Here is an 18,410-nt window from a genome sequence, read left to right on the forward strand (position 1 = left end):
GCCCCTCCTTAACTCGCATTACGCTTAAAATTCGATATAATTCCCAAAATTCCTTCATCAGAATTAAATTGCCCTCTCCGAGAAAAAAAATTCATTGTCCGTTTGCGGACAAATCATTATACCTTTAATTCCTCAATAGCCTTCATAATTTGTTCGGCGGCCCACTCCCTGCGGTTTTCAACTCCTTCAGGCGCCTTGAGTTGTTCAGGAGTGATGGGCTTTCCGATAATCACTTCCAGATGTCCCCATCCCCGCGTAAGGAGGTTTTGGGTTCCATTGACTCGCACAGGTACAATGGGAGCTTGGCTTTTTTCCATCAATAAAATCATCCCGGGAAAACCCTTTTGCATTTCACCGGTTTTAGAGCGGGTTCCTTCGGGAAAAAGCCCAAGGACTTTCCCTTCTTTAAGAACCTTCAAGGAGTTACGAATGGCACTGGTATCTCCTTGTCCCCGTTTGACAGGAAATGCCCCTAGTCTATGGAAAACCCCTCCCAAAAGTGGGTTGGCGAATAATTCCTCCTTAGCCATAAAAGAAACATCACGGGCAACACTACAGGCCGCTACCACAGGATCCCAGTTGCTGACATGATTGCTGACCATGATCACCGGACCGCTCTTGGGGAAATTCTCAATACCATGAACCTTCCAGCCCATCACTCGAAACTGAAGGCGAAATAATCTTCTAAAAAACTGATAGAGGCTCATTGGTCCTATCTCCTTACTTTATCCTATCTCCGGTTTATTCTTAATTAAGTTAAGAATACGTTCAACAATCTCCTCGACCTGCAAACCGGTTGTATCCAGTATGATCGCATCAGAAGCCGGAACTAAAGGAGAGACTGCCCGCTGTTGATCATGGTGATCCCGGGCTTCCATGTCCTTTTGCACCTCATCTAAGGACAGTCTTTTCCCGGATTGCTGAAGTTCCAGCCAGCGCCGTTTGGCCCTTTCTTCAGAAGAAGCGGTCAAAAATACTTTGAGGTCGGCATCAGGCAAGACATAGGTTCCGATGTCTCTGCCGTCCATAACCACCCCTCCGCGCCCGGCTTCCTGACGTTGAAGTTCTACTAATCGTTCTCTGACTTCAGGGTAGGCAGCAATCACAGAAACTGAACGGGATACTTCAGGGCTGCGTATGGCTTCAGTAACATCCAAGCCATCACAAAACACCCTTCTTGCCTCTGAGTGCTCCAGAGTGATATCCGTTTGCCGGGCCATTCTTGTAATGTCCTCTTCCTGTTTCAACGGTATATTTAGGTTCAGAGCCTTGTAAGCTATGGCTCTGTACATTGCCCCTGTGTCAACATAAAAAAGCTCTAAGCGCTTGGCGATTGCCTTGGCAATTGTACTTTTACCCGCACCTGCAGGGCCATCAATAGCTATCTGAAGATTTTTTTTCATAGTAACACCCTCAATTTGGCAACTTTAAAAAGACATTTTATTATACCATAATGGCCCTTGACCAACAATCCGTACCTTATCGTTTCATCACAACAATCCCTCTGAAAGGGCAACCAAAAGTAAGGCCACAATATTATTGACGGCATGTAAAGCTACGGCAGGCTTAATGGACTTATGCTTCATGACAAGATAAGCAAGGACCATCCCCAAGACAAAACGCGGTATAAAGCCGTAAGACTGTAAATGTAAACCTGAAAAAATTGCTGCACTTACCCCGGCGGCAGTCCACTTGCCCATATAGGTCTGCAAGCTGCCAAAGATAATCCCGCGAAACATGGTCTCTTCAATAATCGGGGCAAGGACCCCTGCCAGGATAAGATTGAGACAAAAGGTCACCACCGTGGCATTGCCCAATAATTTAGAATAAATATCCGTTTCGGGAGGTGTAAAACCTTTTTGGAATAAATAAGCCGCATAAAAAATATTAATAATCCAAGTCAGGGCATAAAAGGCCAGTACATTTCCTGCATATCTGCCCTTCACGTCCTTCCATCCCAAGTCACTCCATGTCCATTTGCGAACTCTCATGATGGCTAAAATAACGACTAAAAACATACCCTGAGTTATAAATCCATTAACGTAAAGCAGGATACGCTCATATTCCCACCAACTGGCGAACCAAGCCATCACATAGCCTACGCCAAGATAAAGGACGACGATTCCCAGAAGGGCATAAAATAAGTCGACCCAGGTCAAACGCCTAGGTAGAATCTCAGTTCCATCCTCTTTCGTTAAAAGGGACTCCTGTCCCAGTTCATGCTCTTGATTTTCGATTCCTCTCACCTCTAATTAATTGGGTTTACGGCAATACTATTCTTATTGTAAAACAAAGTCCTCAGGAGGTCAAAGCATGAGTATTCTAGATTCAATTGTTGTAGATACTGCCCCTGTTACCACACTTCAAGTTTTTCATAAGCGATTGAGAATTCCTCTTTCTGTTTATCTCAATAAGGTAGGGGAATTTACAGATCCTTGGGATGAAAAAGCTTATCAGTTTTTTGTTCAGGGTTATTTAGATGAAATCGAAGATTCTGGCATCATTGGAATGGTCCGGCAAGAACATGATTCCGACTATGTTTATCTTGATGCAGCCATCCGTTACCCCACAGAGTCCCCTTTGAATTTCCAATAGACTCAGGTGCCAACAGAGGATGAAAAACGTTGTCCGGGTCGGGTAGCTTTATCCTACATCCGCGCCGCTCAGGCGCTCCAGAGCTGGCGGCCTGGTTTCCGCAGCAGCTGCGCCAAACCTCCTGGTAATACCTGATGTGAACCAGTGGCTCCGCTATCGCTGCGAAAACATCGCCCGCCTTGCCGTTCTTCCGTGCAATTCGCTCTCTTCTGTAGAATAAGCAAAATCCAGGAGAATCCGCTTTCGGGTACTGTTGCAGAGAACTCATCTCAAGCGTTGCTATAATCAAAGGGGCTGCTGCATACGAATTATTTTCGTAATGCAACAGCCCCTTTATTTTAGAAGCTCAATGCTCCTGTATGAATCATGATAGATTACATAGTAACCTGCATCCATGGGAAGATATACGCTTGAGCCCAGACCAGTCCGCTGAGCAGAACGGCTAGTGCAATACTATGCCAGATAACTGCACGGAAGATTGGTCCAACGGCAGCCATACCTTCTTGATGGTTCTCATAGCAAGCAACGGTAGCAACCACGATACTTTGAGCATCGATCATTTTACCCATAACACCACCGGTACTGTTTGCGGTAACGATGAGGACAGGGTTCAAGCCAAGCTGTTCAGCAGTAATTTTTTGGAGTCCACCGAACATAGCGTTGGAGGATGTATCACTACCCGTCAGGAACACCCCTAGCCAACCGAGCATGGAAGCAAAGAAGGGATAGGCTGATCCTGTCTTAGTGAAGGCCAAACCGAGGATAGCATCGGTTCCTGCATAACGTGTCAGGTAACCTAATCCTAATACGGAGCAGATAACGGTGATGGGAACAACCATCCGTTTAGCTGTCATATTGAAGGCTTGAGCCCATTGAGCTGCAGAGAGTCTCAGGACAAAAATATTGGAAAGAATTGCAGCCAACATAATTCCTGTACCAGCCATGGTTAGGATATTCCAGCTGTAGACTGCAGCCATCGGTGTATCAGGTGAACCGACCGGTGCGGTATGGTGAACCATTCCATCAAGGAAAGGCACAGGGAATTTTGGATTAAAGATCCCATTCAAGAAGGTCTTAACATCACCCATACCCCAGAAGAATACTGCGATAGCAAGGAAAGCCCAAGGCATCCAAGCGGTGATGAGTTCCTTCATGCTGTGCTTGGGAACCTCCAGCTTCTTCTTATTCAGCTGGGTAGCAGCACCTTTGTTCTCATGGGCATCTTCGTGACCCATGATATTCTTGGGAGACCATACTTTTAAGAAGAGTGCGGTTACAACCATACTTACGATACCGGAACCGATATCGACAAGCATAACGTTTCCAGCTTGGGACATAGCGAACTGGGTGATAGCGAAGGAAAGGCCGGAAACTAAGGTTGCGGGCCATACTTCCCAGACATCTTTCCAGGATCCTTTATCCATGAAGACGAGGGTAGCAACGAGCCAGAAAGGAACGATAACGGAGAAGAAAGGAAGTTGACGTCCAGCTTGCATACTGATCAGCTCAGCTGGAATTCCTGTAACTTGACCCAAGGTAAGAATTGGTGTACCGATAGCTCCCCAAGCAACAGGAGCAGTATTAGCGATCAAGCAGATTACCGCAGCTGTCATCGGACGGAAGCCCAAGCCCACCATGATAGCACCGGACACAGCAACCGGAGTACCGAAACCGGAAGCACCTTCAATGAAAGCACCAAAGCTGAAAGCAATCAGCAATGCTTGCAAACGACGGTCAGGTGAAAGAGATGCTACAGAGTTTTTGAGAATTTCAAATTTACCTGTGATTAAAGTAGTATTATAAAGGAAAATAGCAGCAAAGATAATCCATCCGATTGGGAACAGGCCACTTAACGCACCATAACCAAAGGCAGCTAAAGTGGTTGGAACAGGCATCTTCATCATAAAGATAGCCACTAAAATAGCTACTATGGCCGCAGTAATAGCTGCATAGGGAGCAAAGATTCCAAGCTGCTTATTACCTTGTTTATCCTTGTGCGGATGTAAAGCGAGCAAATAGAGTAATACAATAATAGGCAGCGCTGCTAAGAACGTCGATAGCCACACATTACCCGTGGGGTTATAATTTTGAAAATACTCCGCCATTGTTTGTTGACGCCTCCTTTTGTTAATCCCCTCTTTAAGTTATTGCTATATAAAGGGACATTCGATGAATAATTAGGATTAGGACAGGATTAGAGTCCATTAGGATAAAGTTCTTGGATTAGGATAAATATAAAAGTGCTATGCTTTAAAATCTTTCTATAGCACCCCCCCTTTCAAGTTCCGAAGTATCCAACTACTTCCAATAATCAGAAAATTACGTTTGTTTAATTTCTTTATTCGACGGACCGGTGTATTTCCCTTCTTCGTGAAATTAATAATTTCTAAAAATTTTAATAATTAATTCTATTCTGGTAGTCATAAGTTTTAATAATAATACGCATATCATCTGCCGAACTGACCACTAGACCAAAAATAATTTTAAAACACTGAGCGATAGAATTCGACGTTATATTGTCAAATCCTTCTTACTTGTGCAAGTTTTTTAAATTATTAATTATTTTACTTATTATCTAAATATTCGGTTTCCTAAATCAATATAATCCTAAGATGCAAAAAAAGAAGGACCGTTCGTTGGATAAACGGTCCTTCTTACTCTATAAGGAGTATTCCATTCTTAAGTTAAAAATCTCACTATTGAGCTATCTCATGGATCAAGTCCAAGAAATTAGGAAAGGAAACCTCTGCTGCTTCTATACCTTCCAGACTTACCCCTTCTTCAGAAAGCAGACCTGCCACCACCCAAGCCATAGCCAGGCGATGATCTCCATGACTCTGAGCAGAACCCCCTCGTAAGCTTTTAACCCCTTGAATCCGCAACCCATCGGGAAGCTCTTGTATGGTCGCACCCAGATCCTGCAGACCCTGGACGACCGTCTGAATTCGGTCCGTCTCTTTGACCCGAAGCTCAGCGGCATCACGAATAATCGTTTCACCTTGGGCAAGACTTGCCGCAACTGCCAGGACAGGAATTTCATCGATGAGCTTGGGTATCATTTCGCCTTGAATCTCTATGCCATGGAGCTGGGCTGGTCGTACGCGGAGATTGGCACGTGGTTCACTGCATTCTTCCCATTCCCCTTCTACTTGGATATCTGCACCCATTTGCCAAAGGGCATCCAAAATCCCTGTTCGAGTTGGATTTATCCCCACATTCTTGAGAAGGAGCTCTCCCTGGGGAATGACGGTCCCTAGGACCAGGAAAAATGCAGCAGAGGAAATATCCCCCGGCACCGCTACTTCTCGTCCGGATAGGATCGCACCACCCTTTACCCTTGCGGTGCAGCCCTCGCTCTTTAGATCAACTCCAAATCCCCTCAGCATTCGTTCCGTATGATCTCGTGAAAGGAAGGGTTCTGTGACCCTGGTCTCTCCTTCTGCTCTCAGCCCGGCCAGAAGAATGGCGGACTTTATCTGAGCGGAGGGAACAGGCGAATTGAATTGAACCCCATGTAAGAGGCCGCCTTGAATGGTCAAAGGGGCATATTTTCCTTCTTGCCTACCGAGAATACGTGCTCCCATTTCCTGCAAAGGAAGGGTAACCCGGCCCATTGGTCGTGACCTGATTGAAGAATCCCCGGTCAAGGTCGCGCTGAAGGGGCAGCCTGCTAAGACGCCTAACATGATCCTCATCGTGGTTCCGGAATTCCCCACATCCAAAATATCCTGGGGTTCATGCCAATTCTCAAAGCCCCGGCCTCTGATCCAGACTTCCGCATCCCGCCGTTCCCATTCTACTCCCAGTGTCTTCAGGCATTCCAGCGTACTTAGGCAATCCTGTCCCAGCAAAAAATTCGTAATATGGGTTTCACCCTGAGCCATCCCGCCGAACAAAGCAGCCCGATGGGATATGGACTTATCTCCAGGGACCTCTATTTCACCTTGAATTCGCCGAATAGGATTAATTCGTATTCCTTTAGACTCATTATTTATTTGCATCTGATTCCCTCCGGTTCAGCATTTGACTCCTGGCCCTTTGAGCCCTCTCAAACACTTTAAACATCTCTTCGCCATCAGCGCCTGCAATGATCTCCCGAATCTCCTTAACCTTTTCTTCCCAGATATCCAGGGAGCGGAGAATTGCCGAGGCGTTGGAAAACAATATATCCCTCCACATTTCCGGTGAACTATCCACCAGCCGCGTAATTTCTCTGAAGCTCCGACCGGCTATTTCGAGGGGTTTCCCTCTTAAATTCCCTTCTGATGCAGTTAAGGCCAGCGCAAGGGACAGCACATGAGGCAGGTGGCTGATCAAGGCCACTTCATCATCGTGATCCTCAGCTTCCCGCAAGACGATTCTTGCCCCAAGTCCCTGGACCAATTGGGAAAACTTTTCCACCATCTCCTGAGGACAAGATGGGGGAGGGGTAATCACATAAGGGTAACTCTGGAATAAATTCGGTTTAGCCGCTTGAAACCCCTGCTGCTCTGATCCTGTCATCGGGTGACCCCCAATAAAATAGACCGAATTCATCTGATTGGCTGCTCGGCATATGTCTATTTTTACACTTCCTACATCTGTGATGAGGCTGCCGGCGGGCACACAACCGACGACCTGGGCAAAACTTTCTGCCAGCAGGGAAATTGGTGTCGCCAGGATAACCATATCCACGTCAAGGATCTCCGGTATATCCTGCCAGCCCTCTTTGATCCATCCCCGGGCTTCTGCTTCTTTCAGACTTTCTTCATTGCATTCTACAGCGCAGACAGTCCAGCCCTGCCCTGCTAAGGCACCTGCCCAGGACCCTCCAATCAGGCCGAGGCCGATGACACAAGCACGGGGCTGCCTTTGCCCTGTCCATCCTCCGGACAAAACAGTTTCCCGACCTTTTTCCATTACCGACGAGCCCCTTTCACCGGTCTGCCCAGTGCTTGCGACAGAACAGCCAATTCCTCCATCATGGCGGCGAAATTAGCCAGGGTTAAGGATTGCTTGCCGTCAGATACGGCCTTTTCCGGCTGAGGATGCACCTCAACAAGGATACCATCCGCCCCGGCCGCTACTGCGGCTTTCGTCATGGCAGGCACCAGATTCCAACGTCCGGTTCCGTGACTGGGGTCAACAATAACCGGAAGATGGGAAAGGGACTGAAGAGCGGGAACCATACTTAAATCCAGAGTATTTCTGGTGTAGCTTTCAAAGGTACGAATCCCCCGCTCACAGAACATGACCTGGTAGTTGCCGCCATCCATAATGTACTCTGCAGCCATCATCCATTCTTCAAGGGTCGCCGAGGGTCCTCGTTTCAAGAGGATGGGTTTATTGGTTTTGGCTACTTCTTTAAGGAGGAAGAAGTTCTGCATATTGCGGGCCCCGATTTGCAGGATATCCGTATAATGGGCTACAAGCTCCACATCCCGCACATCCACTACTTCAGTTACGACCAGGAGCCCCGTCTCTTCTCTGGCTTCGGCGAGAAGTTTTAATCCATCCTCTTCCAAGCCCTGAAAAGCATAGGGAGAAGTACGGGGTTTGAAAGCTCCTCCTCTCAAAAAGGTAGCCCCTGCTTCTTTAACAGCGTGCGCAGTCTCTAAAATCTGGGACCGGCTTTCAACGCTGCAGGGTCCCGCCATTACGTGAATTTCGTCCCCGCCAATCTCATAGTCCCCTATCTTAACGATGGTATTCTCACTCTGAAACTCACGACTTACAAGCTTATAGGGTGCCAGAATGGGAACCACTTTTTCTACCCAAGGCAGGGCTTCCAGGTCCAGAGCCTTCAGTCGCGAACGATCTCCTACGGCACCAATGATAATCTTTTCTACCCCTTGGGATAGATGAATCTTAAATCCCTCCTGGCTCAAACGCTCATTGATTTCCTGAACTTCTGTCTCACCGGCTCCACGCTTTAATACGATAATCATAATTTTCCACTCCTTAACTACCATCCTACTTTTTTGTTTATATTACTCACTTGCAGCGTGAGCAAAATCTACCATAATACAACTCTACTCCACAAGATCTCTGCGTAAGTTAACCGCATCCCTTAGGTACACCGGGTGGATTTCTTCTTGAGTTAAAGAAGACTCTACATGAAGCAGCACTCGAATACATAGTGGCAGCGAGCCTGGAACAGGAATTTCATTCAGGCAGATCATAGGCACCCTATCCCAACCCAGTTGACGTGCGAAAGTGGCAGGAAATGCAACATCGATATCCTTGGTCAGGGTGAAGATGGCACTGATAATATCTTCCGTCGCTAAGGAATTACGCATCATCATCTCCTGCAAGAGTTCCTGTGTCGCTTGACGGATTTGTTCTACATCATTTTCTTGAATCGTAATGGCGCCACGTATACCACGAACCCTCGTCACATTACTTCATCTCCCTTTTAATCCATATTTTCTTTCGGAGACGCCCTATGTCCCAGGCCCACAGCCACCTCATCCAGATGCAATAAGCCCACTCCAAAGAAAACCGCCACCGACAAATGTTCATCTCTCCTGGCAATACCGATTTTCCCACCGATATTTAATCCCATAGCCTTTGGCATAATCTGACTCAATGCTTCCCGGGTGGCTCCGGCAACAGCCCCTTCATCTCCATGGGTTTCCTTAATGACCCCTTCCCGCTTGGCGGCAACTATGGCCCTTTCCACGATTTTTTTAATAGCTGTAAGATACTCACCGCCATAATCCACAGCCACAGTACGAATTCCGTGGCGACCAAAACCATCCTTCAAGTGTGCTTCTTCTTCACGGCTTTCGGCCATGGCCATGCGCAATGCCGCCATAGCAATTTTCTTACTTTCTGCAACCATTCTATTCATTCCTTTCCCTTAAGGGATTCCTTTGATTAGATTATCCATCTTTAATAGTACTACACTATGTACTTTTAGACATTAGTACATTTCCTAAAAAAGAGAATAAAAAAGACACCTACGGTGTCAATTATCTGATTCCACCGTCCTACCATCCTTCCATTATTCAATTGGGGGGAAAAATAGAAAACTAAACCGTCCTACAACTACATATCTCTACATCAGATGTTGAATTGGATATTAAATTATATTATATGATGCATCCGATCAACTTTCAAGCACGAATCTATAGTTCTACAGGAAAAATCCATTGCGGATGACCATACAGATTTGGGTTCAGAATTAAGCTTGAGTGTCTTGGCTTTTCTTAATTCCTAGCACTTTACCCGCGACCAGGGCAATGACTGCCGAAGCTGCACTGAAGAGGGCTCCCATTTTTGCTGCTCCTTGCAGACCCGGATCGATAAAGGCCACGCCTGAAACGAACAGGGCGACTGTGAGTCCCATAGCCGCTACCACGCCCGCCACAAGAAGCTCTTTATACCCCATGCCCTTGGGAAAGGGAAAGCCGATAACTGTTGCCAAAGAGCCCATTAGGAATATTCCCAGAGTTTTTCCTCCTAAGAGGGCAATGAAAATGAGCCATGTGAGGGTGCTGATTTCCGAGAACTCCACGCCCGCATTGGTTAACCCGAACAAAAGCAGGCCAAAATCCACGAAAATTTTCCACTCGTGCTCAAATGTTTTCAAAGTAGAATGATCTTTGGGATCATCCTCAAACAAGCCGAATTCCTCCCTGGGAGGGTGGGGCAGGAAGGGAACGATGAAAACCAGGGCCAGAGCCGGATGAATATGAGCCAGATAAAGCCCTGCCCAACTCAGCACTCCCCCTAAGACGATATAAGGCCAGTAGCTCCGAACATTTTTGCGTCGAAGCAGATAAGCGACCAGCATCCCTCCCACAGTGAGCAATAACCAGATCGGGGCCACCGGATTGGCGGGGTCAGGGTAAAAGAAGGCGATAATCATGAGACCGATGCCATCATCGACAATAGCCAAGAGCAATAAAAAGGAGACGGCAGCATGATGAGCCCCAAACACTACCCTTGCCACTAACCAAGCTAAGGCGATATCGGTGGCTGTAGGTATGCCCCAACCTTTAGCGAATTCGGAACTCCCTATCAGGGCATTTAAACCAATAAATACAAGGGCCGGGCCCAGAACACCGCCAAGGGTGGCCATTAAGGGGTTGACGGCCCGTTTAATGGGATTTAAGCTCCCTCCAGGCAATAGGCTCTGGGTGATTTCAACAGCCGCTATAGCAAAAAAGAACACCATAAAAATATCGTTAACAAAGAAATGAAGGGATAGGTCTCCCATAATTTCATTGTGCACAAAATGATGGTAATTCTCCGGCGCTAAATTAGCCCAAACAAGTGCAATAAGAACACCTAGAATTAATGGTATTGAAAACTCCTGCAAAAAATTAATAGTCTTTTTCTTCGTACTCACTGGATCTCCCCCTCAAGTCAATAATAATGTGTAAATAGGATAGACAGATTCATAATGTCGCGGTCCTGTAAGCACTCCTTTCCTAAAAAAGCATACAAAAAGAGAGTAGTCCAAAAAGGAACTACTCTCCCCTAAGAAGTTCTAAGCACTTGTAGCTTGGCGATCTTAGTCGATCTTGCGCAACGACCTTAGACCCATAGCTTTAGCGTCCTTTGCTTTAACAAAGTTTGCCCCAACCATTAGAAATATTTAATTTTTAATAATTTAGTATAGCATAGATAAACTGCCTCAGGCAATAACCGAGCAACATCTTTTATCCCATGTCCTAGCGGCTGACTCTTAAAGTTTGGACATTATGCTCGATAATAACCGTCTGATTAAGCCGAGGCTCTGTCAGGGCGGAATCTTTCCTGATCACCTGTATGCGCACAATGGCGGATACATTGGTTCCATCCAACTGAAGTATTCCTCCTTGAACAGGGATCTCCAATTCCCCTCGTGCTAAGGTTCCGAGAACTTTTCCATTTTGGATCACGCGGACCGGTGCGGCGGGAACAGCTTTGAGGGTTATCAGGGATGTTTGAGAAGTCGCTTCCTGAATTAAATTCGGTGTGACCGTACTTGATACCGGCGTACTGTCCAAGGAAGGCGCTTCTACGTTCTGTGCCACGGAAATATAATAATCCACAGGATCTTTAGCTAACCCTAAAGCCATCTGAGCTAAAACCAAGAAGACAGCTGAGAGAACGACCGCCCGAATAATAGCCTTCTCGAATTTAAGCAGACCTGACGAATAATTATGCCGACGTTTATTGGCACGGGCTGTGGTTCTCCCGGAACGAGGAATAAATCCATTTCGCTTCTTATTCTTACTAAAAAATTGCAAAGGACGCATAAACTTCACCTCATCACCAGTTTATGCGTCCTGTGTAGAACTAAGACATGATTATTATTTTTAGAGCGTGCAGATTCTAGTCATTTATTAAAGCGTATTCTCCCGCTCCTCGGCCAGCCCGGTATCCCATGGCAAAAGCTGCTTGCAGATTATAGCCTCCTGTCACTCCATCCACATCCACTACTTCTCCGGCCCAATACAGACCCTTGACCTTTTTGGAAGCCATGGTCTTCGGATCGATTTCTTTGACATCCACTCCTCCAGCCGTCACGATGGCTGCAGCTAGAGGTAAGGTCTCTTTGATGGATAAAGGGAGCTCTTGCAACAAATGCACCAGGTATTTTCTTTCTTCCCTATTGATACTATTGACCACTCTCTCAGGGGGGATTTTAGACAATTGGATGATTATGGGAATCAAGCTTTTAGGGAGGATCTCATCCAGTGAGTTCTTGAATTGCTTATTTAAGTATTTCTTAAAATCTCTTTGTACCCTCTGATCCAATTGTTCTGCCGTCAAGGCAGGTTTGAGGTTGATAGTCAGGTGAACCTTTTCTCCGCGGGCCAATACTTCTCCCGCCCAGCGGCTCAAAGTAAGAATAATCGGGCCGGAGACACCGAAGTGAGTAAAAAGCATCTCTCCAAATTCTGTTTGCTGCTTTTTCCCGCTATACCACAAAGCGGCTTCCACATTCCTTAGGGAAAGCCCTTGAACCTGAGTCACCCAGTCTTCGTGAGTTCTCAACGGAACAAGAGATGGCCGCGGGGGGATAACCTTATGGCCTAGCTTATGAGCCATCTTGTAGCCATCTCCTGTGGAGCCTGTAGCTGGATAAGAACCGCCCCCCGTACAGATGATCACCGACTTTCCTTCAAGGATTTTTCCATTGCCTAAACGCACACCCCAGACCTTCTCTTCACGAAGAAGTATCTCTTCCACCGTTTGTCCGGTAGCCAACTCCACTCCCGCATCCATATTATACTTGAGCAAGGCCTCAACGATTTGCTCGGCATCATCAGAGATAGGGAATACTCGCCCTCCCCGTTCTATTTTGGTCTCAACACCATAATGGGAGAAGAAGTCGCGAAGTCTTACATTATCAAATTCTCTTAAGATCCCATGGAGAAAACGCCCATTGCCTGGGTAATTCCGGATAAAATCTCCCACATTCTCGGCATTGGTTAGGTTGCAACGTCCTTTACCCGAAATGGCGATTTTCCGTCCAGGGCGTTCTTTCTTTTCGATGAGCAGAACTTCAGCCCCCTTTAAGGCAGCTTGCCCCGCAGCCATAAGTCCGGCTGCTCCTGCTCCGACCACAATAACACGTTCTTCTTTCATCTTTAATCCTTCCTTGAATCTCAATATCCTCTTTGACTGTACAAACATAAATTTGCTTAAAGTTTTTGTGATTATCGCATTCTTATGCTATATTAGGTTTAAATTCAACTACGGGAGGAGTCACTATGGAATTGGATCAAAAAACAACTTTATTAATACAAATATCTGCTGCCGCAGCTACGAATGCCCTGGCCAACCTTCGTTCAGCCGTTACGGATGCCAAAGCCTTAGGGGTACCTAATGAAACCCTGCGCCAAACCATCGAGCTGGCTTTGGAAGTTCAGCAACAGCCACTTTCTCATACTCGGCATTTAACGAATCAACTCTTAAGGGAACCTGCGAAGAAAAAGTCCACCGGACAAGATGGCGCTTCCCCCGCTCTTCATGTGCACGGCCATAGCTGTGGCTGTGGCTGTAATCATCACAATCATTAATCACGAAAGAGTCTTCCCACTGTTGCCCTACCGAAAACGAAATCACTGATAGGCAGAGAAAACACGGCTTAGCCGTGTTTTCTATTTATTTTAGGAATCTAAGAATTAAAGATGCTATCACTTGAGGAAGAAGCGCAAGCGACACACATCGGGGGTTCAGAATTATCGAATACTTGCTTACCACAACGGGTACAATGCTTAGGACTTCCTTTATGGAGAAGAATTTTACCCGTGTAGTGACGATGAGACAGTTGCTTTTGCACAAATTCCAGGGCCTTCGGGTTGCAAATATTGACACAGCGCTGACAGCGGACGCATTTATAAGGTTCATAAATAAGGGTTAGTTCCTCTCCATTTTCTCTCTTGGCAAGTGCTGTTTGGGGGCAGATGGCTGCACAAACCCCGCAGTTAGTACATTTATTTCCCACCTGCAAAGCAGGGATTGGGATCTTGTCCTGGGGACTTCCTTCCATCCGCCTTACTAATAATTGGCGCGTACGGGGGATTGGGTAGGCTTCATCAGCTGTCAACCCAGGTAATATGCTTTCGAGCTTCTCCCAACCTTTCTGCTTCCACCCTCTTTTTTCCGCCGGCTTTTTGGGTAGGGCAGCTCTGCTTTTTTGACCAATTCCTGGTGTTTCAGCTTCTTCTGGTTGGTCAGGACTTACTTGGATGACTATCGGGGGATGATCCGGCCAATCCTCATGGATGGCTTTGAAGCTCTTCACACTTAAAGCACAGGCTCTTTTATCAGGGCACTCTGCACATTTCCCCGTATGGATGATAACCTTCTTCTCCTTCGCGGCGTGCATTAGGGTAAGCCACAGATCACCATCAATTATCCCCAAACAGGGGATCTCAAATCCTAAAGGTGCTGCCTGAGGACAATTGAGAGTAATCTCCTCACCTTCCTCAATGTAAGTATGCAGGAGGTCTGTCGAACGATCCACAAAGCCATCGCTAGGACAAACGGCCATACACACCCCACATTCGGTACACTTTTTGGCATCAATTTCGCGATATTCCGAAATAGCCTGATGAGGGCAACCCTCTATACATAACCGACAAGGCTTAGCATAGGGTTTTTTTGTATTTAAACAATTCTTATGATGATAGATCATTTGACATGTGTTTAGCATCTACTTCACCTCTTAGAACAACGCTTGATCTATTTTATCCTGCAAAAGCCCTAAAAAAATTTTCATCAAGCTTAGTATAAACGTTTTAACAGAGAAAAGAAAGGACAGAGCCCTTTTACGCTCTGTCCCAATATTTTCATATCTTATCTAAAGCATATCAATTTATAGATTTTGCTGCATTATTTTCTTCATCAAAGCCTTTTAAGATTTCTTCCTCGACCCCAGTAAGGTGGGCGAGCATAAAGTCCTTTGCTCCTTGTATATCCTTTGCCATAATAGCTTCATAAATCTTTTTATGCTCTTGAAAAAGAAGAGCAGGTGTATATTTTCCTTCATACAGCTTCGAACGACTCGTCTTAAGACTGTATTTCATAAGATCCGATATGGTGTCCATAAGCCGGATCATAATCTTATTCTTTGTTGCACGTGTAATAGCATAATGAAATCGATGGTCCGAGGAGCCATCGGAGGTTGGACTGTTTAAATCGTCTTGTAACCGCTCTAATGCCGCGGATAATTCTCTTAAATCCTCTCCCTCGGCACGCTCAGCAGCCATCCCTACAGCTTGAACCTCAAGAATCTTACGAATCTCCAGCAATTCGAGCACTGTCCCCTTCTCCATGGTGAGCATCCATGCTAAAGGCGCAACCACCGATTCGGAACGCAATTTGCGGACGAAAGTTCCCTCACCGCTACGCACTTCAAGCAAGCCCATCAATTCTAATGCACTTAGGGCTTCCCGAATCGAAGCGCGACTCACCTTTAATCGCTCCACCAGATCTCGCTCTGAAGGCAATCGATCGCCGGGTTTAAGCTCTCCACGAGCCACCAGTTCACGAATTTGCTCCACGATTTCTTCATAAATTTTACGTGTCTTAATCGGTTTAAGCTCCAATGTTAACTCTCTCCTTAAGGATAGCCCTCAATTCTCACTTAAGTTTATCACGAACAACTCTGCATTGACTAGCAATATTTCTGTCAATTAAAATAAATTACTCAATTCTGAACCTATAATTTAAATAAAATAAAAACTGACCACCCAAAAGATAAGGGATCAGCATTACAACTTGGTCATACCATCCTAGACATTATTACTGGAGTAATAGCTCAAGAGCCGTTCTTCAACCCCCGCCAAATGCTCCAGCATATAATGACGAGCTTGTTCATCATTCTTTATCCGAATAGCATCTACGATGAGAACATGTTCCTTATATAAGATTTCAGGTGTAGCATGCTCTTCATAAAGGCGCACCCGACTGGCTTTTAAGGATTGATGCATGGTATCTGATATAGCATTCATAAGTCGGAGCAGGATTTTATTTTTGCTGGCTCTGGCTATGGCGTAATGAAAACGCAGATCCGCTTCTTCCCCCAATTGACCGGTTTGTACATCGTCATACATAGCTTTCAGGGCCTCTTCCAACTCACTCAGATCGTCAGAAGCTGCTCTTTTGGCAGCTAAAGCCACGGTTTGGCCCTCCAACATTTTTCGAACTTCCAGTAATTCCAGAATAGTATCTTTCTCCATACTCAAAACCCATGTTAAAGGTGTCACAATAGAATCTAAATTGATTTTCTTAATATAGGTTCCTTCTCCACTGCGAATCTCCAAAAGCCCCATCATTTCCAGTGCACTAAGGGCTTCTCGAACAGAAGCACGACTGACATTAAGGCGAACTGCCAAATCCCGCTCAGATGGCAAACGATCCCCCGGTTTTAGATCCCCTTTAACCACCAAAACCCTTATCTGCTCGATGATTTCTTCGTATATTTTCTTCGTTTTGATTGGTTTTAAATCCATGATACCCTCCTCTATCTATATAGAAAGTAATGGGAAGTAGTTAACTACTTCCCATTACTGATTCGTAATAATTTTAATATAACTTATTTGAAATAAGTTGTCCACTATATATACAATTCAATTTTAATGAAGTAATGCGGCGGCATCAGCAATAACAGGGATCATGCCAGGCACCACATAGGCTTGCAGAACAATAATAACAATGACTGCTGCCAACATAATCAGCGAGTGTTTCACTGTGAATTTGAAGAGCTCGGACTCACGACCAACTAGAGACGTAGCCGCAGCCGCAACAGCAATGGATTGAGGAGAAATCATTTTACCTACTACACCACCGGAGCTGTTCGCTGCAACGGTGAGCACTGGGTTCAGATTAAGTTGCTCAGCAGTAACTTGTTGTAATTTAGCAAAGAGAGCGTTAGCCGATGTATCGGAACCGGTGAGGAATACACCTAACCAACCTAATACTGGGGAAAGAACAGGGAAGAGCAGGCCAGTGGATGCACAAACCAATCCTAATGTATAGGAAAGACCGGAATAGTTTGCCAGATAAGCAAATCCAAGTACTGCAGAGATGTTAATTACAGGAAATTTGAGCTGTTTCAAAGTGTCGATGAATACTTTTCCTGCAACAGAAGGTTTGATTCCGAGAACGAACATACTTATTATCGCAGAGATAAGAATTGCTGTACCACCAGCAGATAAGAAGTCCCATTTGAAGATTGCATCATAGACAGTAGGTTTAGCAACGATAGGAGCTGCTTTGTAAATTAATCCATCAAGACCAGGCCATTTGAATTGGAGAATAAGGCCTAATTCTTTGGTGATAAATGTTTTGAACGCTGGTGTACCCCAGATAGTAACCATAGCCGTGAGGATAAGGAATGGAGACCATGCTTTAAAGATTTGGCCACCGGAATACTTCTTGTATTCTGGTTCTTTGGTGTTTCTTTCATGAGGGAAACGCCATGTAGTTTTTGGCTTCCAAACTTTTAAGAAGAGTGTGGTAGCAATCAAGGAGAATAAGGAAGAAATAATATCTGGAAGATATGCACCCAAGTAGTTAGCAGACCACCATTGAGCTATTGCAAAGGAAGCACCTGTAACAAGAATCACTGGCCATATTTCTTTTGCGGCTTTCCAACCAGCCATTAATACAATGAGATAAAAAGGAATAACGACGGAGAGGAAAGGAAGCTGGCGACCTACCGCTTGGGAGATAACAAAGTCACCCATACCGGTTACAGCACCCGCTGTGATAATGGGGGCCCCGATAGCACCGAAAGCAACAGGAGCCGTGTTGGCAATCAAGCAAAGTCCGGCCGCCTTAATAGGATCAAAGCCAAGACCAATTAGAATAGCACCGGTAATAGCAACGGGTGCACCGAAACCTGCAGCACCTTCTAAGAACGCTCCAAAACAGAACGCTACAATAAGAGCTTGAATACGACGGTCATCGGAAATGGAGGCAATAGAACTCTTAATAACTTCAAATTGACCCGAAACTACAGTCAAATTATATAAGAACACTGCAGTAACAACAATCCAGGCAATTGGCCAGATTCCATAAATCATACCGTAGGCAGTCGCTGAAAGCGCCAGAGTAACCGGCATTTTATAAACAATAATGACGTCCACGATGGTTATAGCAAGGGTAATCAGTCCTGCGACATACCCTTTCATTCCTTTTACCGCTAAAGCCCAAAATAAAAATACAATTGGAATTGAAACAGCAAGTGCAGTTAAGCCAAGGCTACCGCCAAGTGCTGCGTAATCCTGTGTCCATGGCATGAGTTAATCCACCTTTCAAATTATGTGTCTTTTTTAATTTGATTTAAATATTCTTATTTTTTATAATGTTCTGTTTAATTCCTC

At 45.5% G+C, this 18,410-nt stretch carries 18 protein-coding genes and 1 riboswitch; of the genes, 2 read left to right on the plus strand and 16 right to left on the minus strand.

Annotated features, from left to right (window positions below; all coding sequences use genetic code 11):
* Positions 1-116: 116 nt before the first annotated feature.
* The 3 genes from DESDE_RS13730 to DESDE_RS13740 all read right to left on the minus strand — a co-directional run bounded on the left by DESDE_RS13730 (position 117) and on the right by DESDE_RS13740 (position 2,246).
* On the minus strand, positions 117-707 hold the full coding sequence (locus DESDE_RS13730) for a lysophospholipid acyltransferase family protein (RefSeq protein ID WP_014794616.1): 591 nt from the start codon (positions 705-707) through the stop codon (positions 117-119).
* 18 nt (positions 708-725) lie between these two features.
* Positions 726-1,403 carry a (d)CMP kinase gene (gene cmk / locus DESDE_RS13735; protein ID WP_014794617.1) on the minus strand — a complete coding sequence of 226 codons (678 nt, stop codon included), beginning with the start codon at positions 1,401-1,403 and terminating at the stop codon, positions 726-728.
* A gap of 87 nt (positions 1,404-1,490) precedes the next feature.
* Positions 1,491-2,246, minus strand: a complete 756-nt coding sequence (locus DESDE_RS13740; RefSeq protein ID WP_014794618.1) for a CPBP family intramembrane glutamic endopeptidase — start codon at positions 2,244-2,246, stop codon at positions 1,491-1,493.
* Between the two features lie 67 nt (positions 2,247-2,313).
* On the opposite strand from DESDE_RS13740, the gene DESDE_RS13745 reads away from it, so the two are divergent.
* Complete coding sequence (locus tag DESDE_RS13745; RefSeq protein WP_014794619.1) at positions 2,314-2,595, plus strand: hypothetical protein; 282 nt, start codon at positions 2,314-2,316, stop codon at positions 2,593-2,595.
* A 374-nt stretch (positions 2,596-2,969) separates the two neighbouring features.
* Here DESDE_RS13745 and DESDE_RS13750 read toward each other — a convergent pair whose 3' ends face one another.
* The 9 genes from DESDE_RS13750 to DESDE_RS13790 form a co-directional block, all read right to left on the minus strand.
* Positions 2,970-4,700 (minus strand): L-lactate permease, encoded by a 1,731-nt coding sequence (locus DESDE_RS13750; protein WP_014794620.1) that lies wholly within the window; start codon positions 4,698-4,700, stop codon positions 2,970-2,972.
* Between the two features lie 591 nt (positions 4,701-5,291).
* Positions 5,292-6,596 carry a 3-phosphoshikimate 1-carboxyvinyltransferase gene (aroA, locus tag DESDE_RS13755; protein ID WP_014794621.1) on the minus strand — a complete coding sequence of 435 codons (1,305 nt, stop codon included), beginning with the start codon at positions 6,594-6,596 and terminating at the stop codon, positions 5,292-5,294.
* On the minus strand, positions 6,583-7,494 hold the full coding sequence (locus DESDE_RS13760; RefSeq protein ID WP_014794622.1) for a prephenate dehydrogenase: 912 nt from the start codon (positions 7,492-7,494) through the stop codon (positions 6,583-6,585). Before DESDE_RS13760 ends, aroA begins: the two co-directional genes overlap by 14 nt.
* Entirely contained in the window at positions 7,494-8,522 is a 1,029-nt protein-coding gene (gene aroF / locus DESDE_RS13765) for a 3-deoxy-7-phosphoheptulonate synthase (RefSeq protein WP_014794623.1), read from the minus strand. Before aroF ends, DESDE_RS13760 begins: the two co-directional genes overlap by 1 nt.
* An 84-nt stretch (positions 8,523-8,606) precedes the next feature.
* Entirely contained in the window at positions 8,607-8,972 is a 366-nt protein-coding gene (gene aroH, locus DESDE_RS13770; protein ID WP_014794624.1) for a chorismate mutase, read from the minus strand.
* 17 nt (positions 8,973-8,989) lie between these two features.
* The gene (locus tag DESDE_RS13775) at positions 8,990-9,418 is read right to left on the minus strand and encodes a HutP family protein (RefSeq protein WP_014794625.1); all 429 of its coding nucleotides are present in this window, start codon (positions 9,416-9,418) and stop codon (positions 8,990-8,992) included.
* Between the two features lie 342 nt (positions 9,419-9,760).
* The gene (locus DESDE_RS13780; RefSeq protein ID WP_014794626.1) at positions 9,761-10,930 is read right to left on the minus strand and encodes a Na+/H+ antiporter NhaA; all 1,170 of its coding nucleotides are present in this window, start codon (positions 10,928-10,930) and stop codon (positions 9,761-9,763) included.
* Positions 10,931-11,077: 147 nt separating this feature from the next.
* Positions 11,078-11,172, minus strand: a riboswitch (cyclic di-GMP riboswitch).
* Positions 11,173-11,255: 83 nt separating this feature from the next.
* Positions 11,256-11,825: a hypothetical protein gene (locus DESDE_RS13785; RefSeq protein WP_014794627.1), complete on the minus strand. Its 570-nt coding sequence runs from the start codon at positions 11,823-11,825 to the stop codon at positions 11,256-11,258.
* A gap of 76 nt (positions 11,826-11,901) precedes the next feature.
* Complete coding sequence (locus DESDE_RS13790) at positions 11,902-13,161, minus strand: BaiN/RdsA family NAD(P)/FAD-dependent oxidoreductase (RefSeq protein ID WP_014794628.1); 1,260 nt, start codon at positions 13,159-13,161, stop codon at positions 11,902-11,904.
* Between the two features lie 125 nt (positions 13,162-13,286).
* Here DESDE_RS13790 and DESDE_RS13795 point away from each other — a divergent pair, with 125 nt between their 5' ends.
* A complete protein-coding gene (locus DESDE_RS13795; RefSeq protein WP_014794629.1) occupies positions 13,287-13,595 on the plus strand; it encodes a hypothetical protein in 309 nt (102 codons plus the stop codon).
* Between the two features lie 98 nt (positions 13,596-13,693).
* Here DESDE_RS13795 and DESDE_RS13800 read toward each other — a convergent pair whose 3' ends face one another.
* From DESDE_RS13800 to DESDE_RS13815, 4 genes are all read right to left on the minus strand, one after another.
* Entirely contained in the window at positions 13,694-14,734 is a 1,041-nt protein-coding gene (locus tag DESDE_RS13800) for a 4Fe-4S dicluster domain-containing protein (RefSeq protein WP_014794630.1), read from the minus strand.
* 157 nt (positions 14,735-14,891) lie between these two features.
* Positions 14,892-15,629: a FadR/GntR family transcriptional regulator gene (locus DESDE_RS13805; RefSeq protein WP_014794631.1), complete on the minus strand. Its 738-nt coding sequence runs from the start codon at positions 15,627-15,629 to the stop codon at positions 14,892-14,894.
* Between the two features lie 186 nt (positions 15,630-15,815).
* The gene (locus DESDE_RS13810; RefSeq protein WP_014794632.1) at positions 15,816-16,535 is read right to left on the minus strand and encodes a FadR/GntR family transcriptional regulator; all 720 of its coding nucleotides are present in this window, start codon (positions 16,533-16,535) and stop codon (positions 15,816-15,818) included.
* Between the two features lie 123 nt (positions 16,536-16,658).
* Positions 16,659-18,326, minus strand: coding sequence for an L-lactate permease (locus DESDE_RS13815; protein ID WP_014794633.1), 1,668 nt, complete (start codon positions 18,324-18,326; stop codon positions 16,659-16,661).
* Between the last annotated feature and the right edge of the window lie 84 nt (positions 18,327-18,410).

The organism is Desulfitobacterium dehalogenans ATCC 51507 (genome assembly GCF_000243155.2).
Taxonomy (GTDB): Bacteria; Bacillota; Desulfitobacteriia; order Desulfitobacteriales; family Desulfitobacteriaceae; genus Desulfitobacterium; species Desulfitobacterium dehalogenans.

What these genes read in the sequence shown, in the direction of transcription:
- DESDE_RS13785 (WP_014794627.1), bottom strand. Translation starts at nt 11,825, where the DNA reads ATGCGTCCTTTGCAATTTTTTAGTAAGAATAAGAAGCGAAATGGATTT.
- DESDE_RS13730 (WP_014794616.1), bottom strand. Translation starts at nt 707, where the DNA reads ATGAGCCTCTATCAGTTTTTTAGAAGATTATTTCGCCTTCAGTTTCGA.
- aroA (WP_014794621.1), bottom strand. Translation starts at nt 6,596, where the DNA reads ATGCAAATAAATAATGAGTCTAAAGGAATACGAATTAATCCTATTCGG.
- DESDE_RS13775 (WP_014794625.1), bottom strand. Translation starts at nt 9,418, where the DNA reads ATGGTTGCAGAAAGTAAGAAAATTGCTATGGCGGCATTGCGCATGGCC.
- DESDE_RS13750 (WP_014794620.1), bottom strand. Translation starts at nt 4,700, where the DNA reads ATGGCGGAGTATTTTCAAAATTATAACCCCACGGGTAATGTGTGGCTA.
- DESDE_RS13745 (WP_014794619.1), top strand. Translation starts at nt 2,314, where the DNA reads ATGAGTATTCTAGATTCAATTGTTGTAGATACTGCCCCTGTTACCACA.
- DESDE_RS13815 (WP_014794633.1), bottom strand. Translation starts at nt 18,326, where the DNA reads ATGCCATGGACACAGGATTACGCAGCACTTGGCGGTAGCCTTGGCTTA.
- DESDE_RS13800 (WP_014794630.1), bottom strand. Translation starts at nt 14,734, where the DNA reads ATGCTAAACACATGTCAAATGATCTATCATCATAAGAATTGTTTAAAT.
- DESDE_RS13795 (WP_014794629.1), top strand. Translation starts at nt 13,287, where the DNA reads ATGGAATTGGATCAAAAAACAACTTTATTAATACAAATATCTGCTGCC.
- cmk (WP_014794617.1), bottom strand. Translation starts at nt 1,403, where the DNA reads ATGAAAAAAAATCTTCAGATAGCTATTGATGGCCCTGCAGGTGCGGGT.
- DESDE_RS13810 (WP_014794632.1), bottom strand. Translation starts at nt 16,535, where the DNA reads ATGGATTTAAAACCAATCAAAACGAAGAAAATATACGAAGAAATCATC.
- DESDE_RS13790 (WP_014794628.1), bottom strand. Translation starts at nt 13,161, where the DNA reads ATGAAAGAAGAACGTGTTATTGTGGTCGGAGCAGGAGCAGCCGGACTT.
- DESDE_RS13760 (WP_014794622.1), bottom strand. Translation starts at nt 7,494, where the DNA reads ATGGAAAAAGGTCGGGAAACTGTTTTGTCCGGAGGATGGACAGGGCAA.
- aroF (WP_014794623.1), bottom strand. Translation starts at nt 8,522, where the DNA reads ATGATTATCGTATTAAAGCGTGGAGCCGGTGAGACAGAAGTTCAGGAA.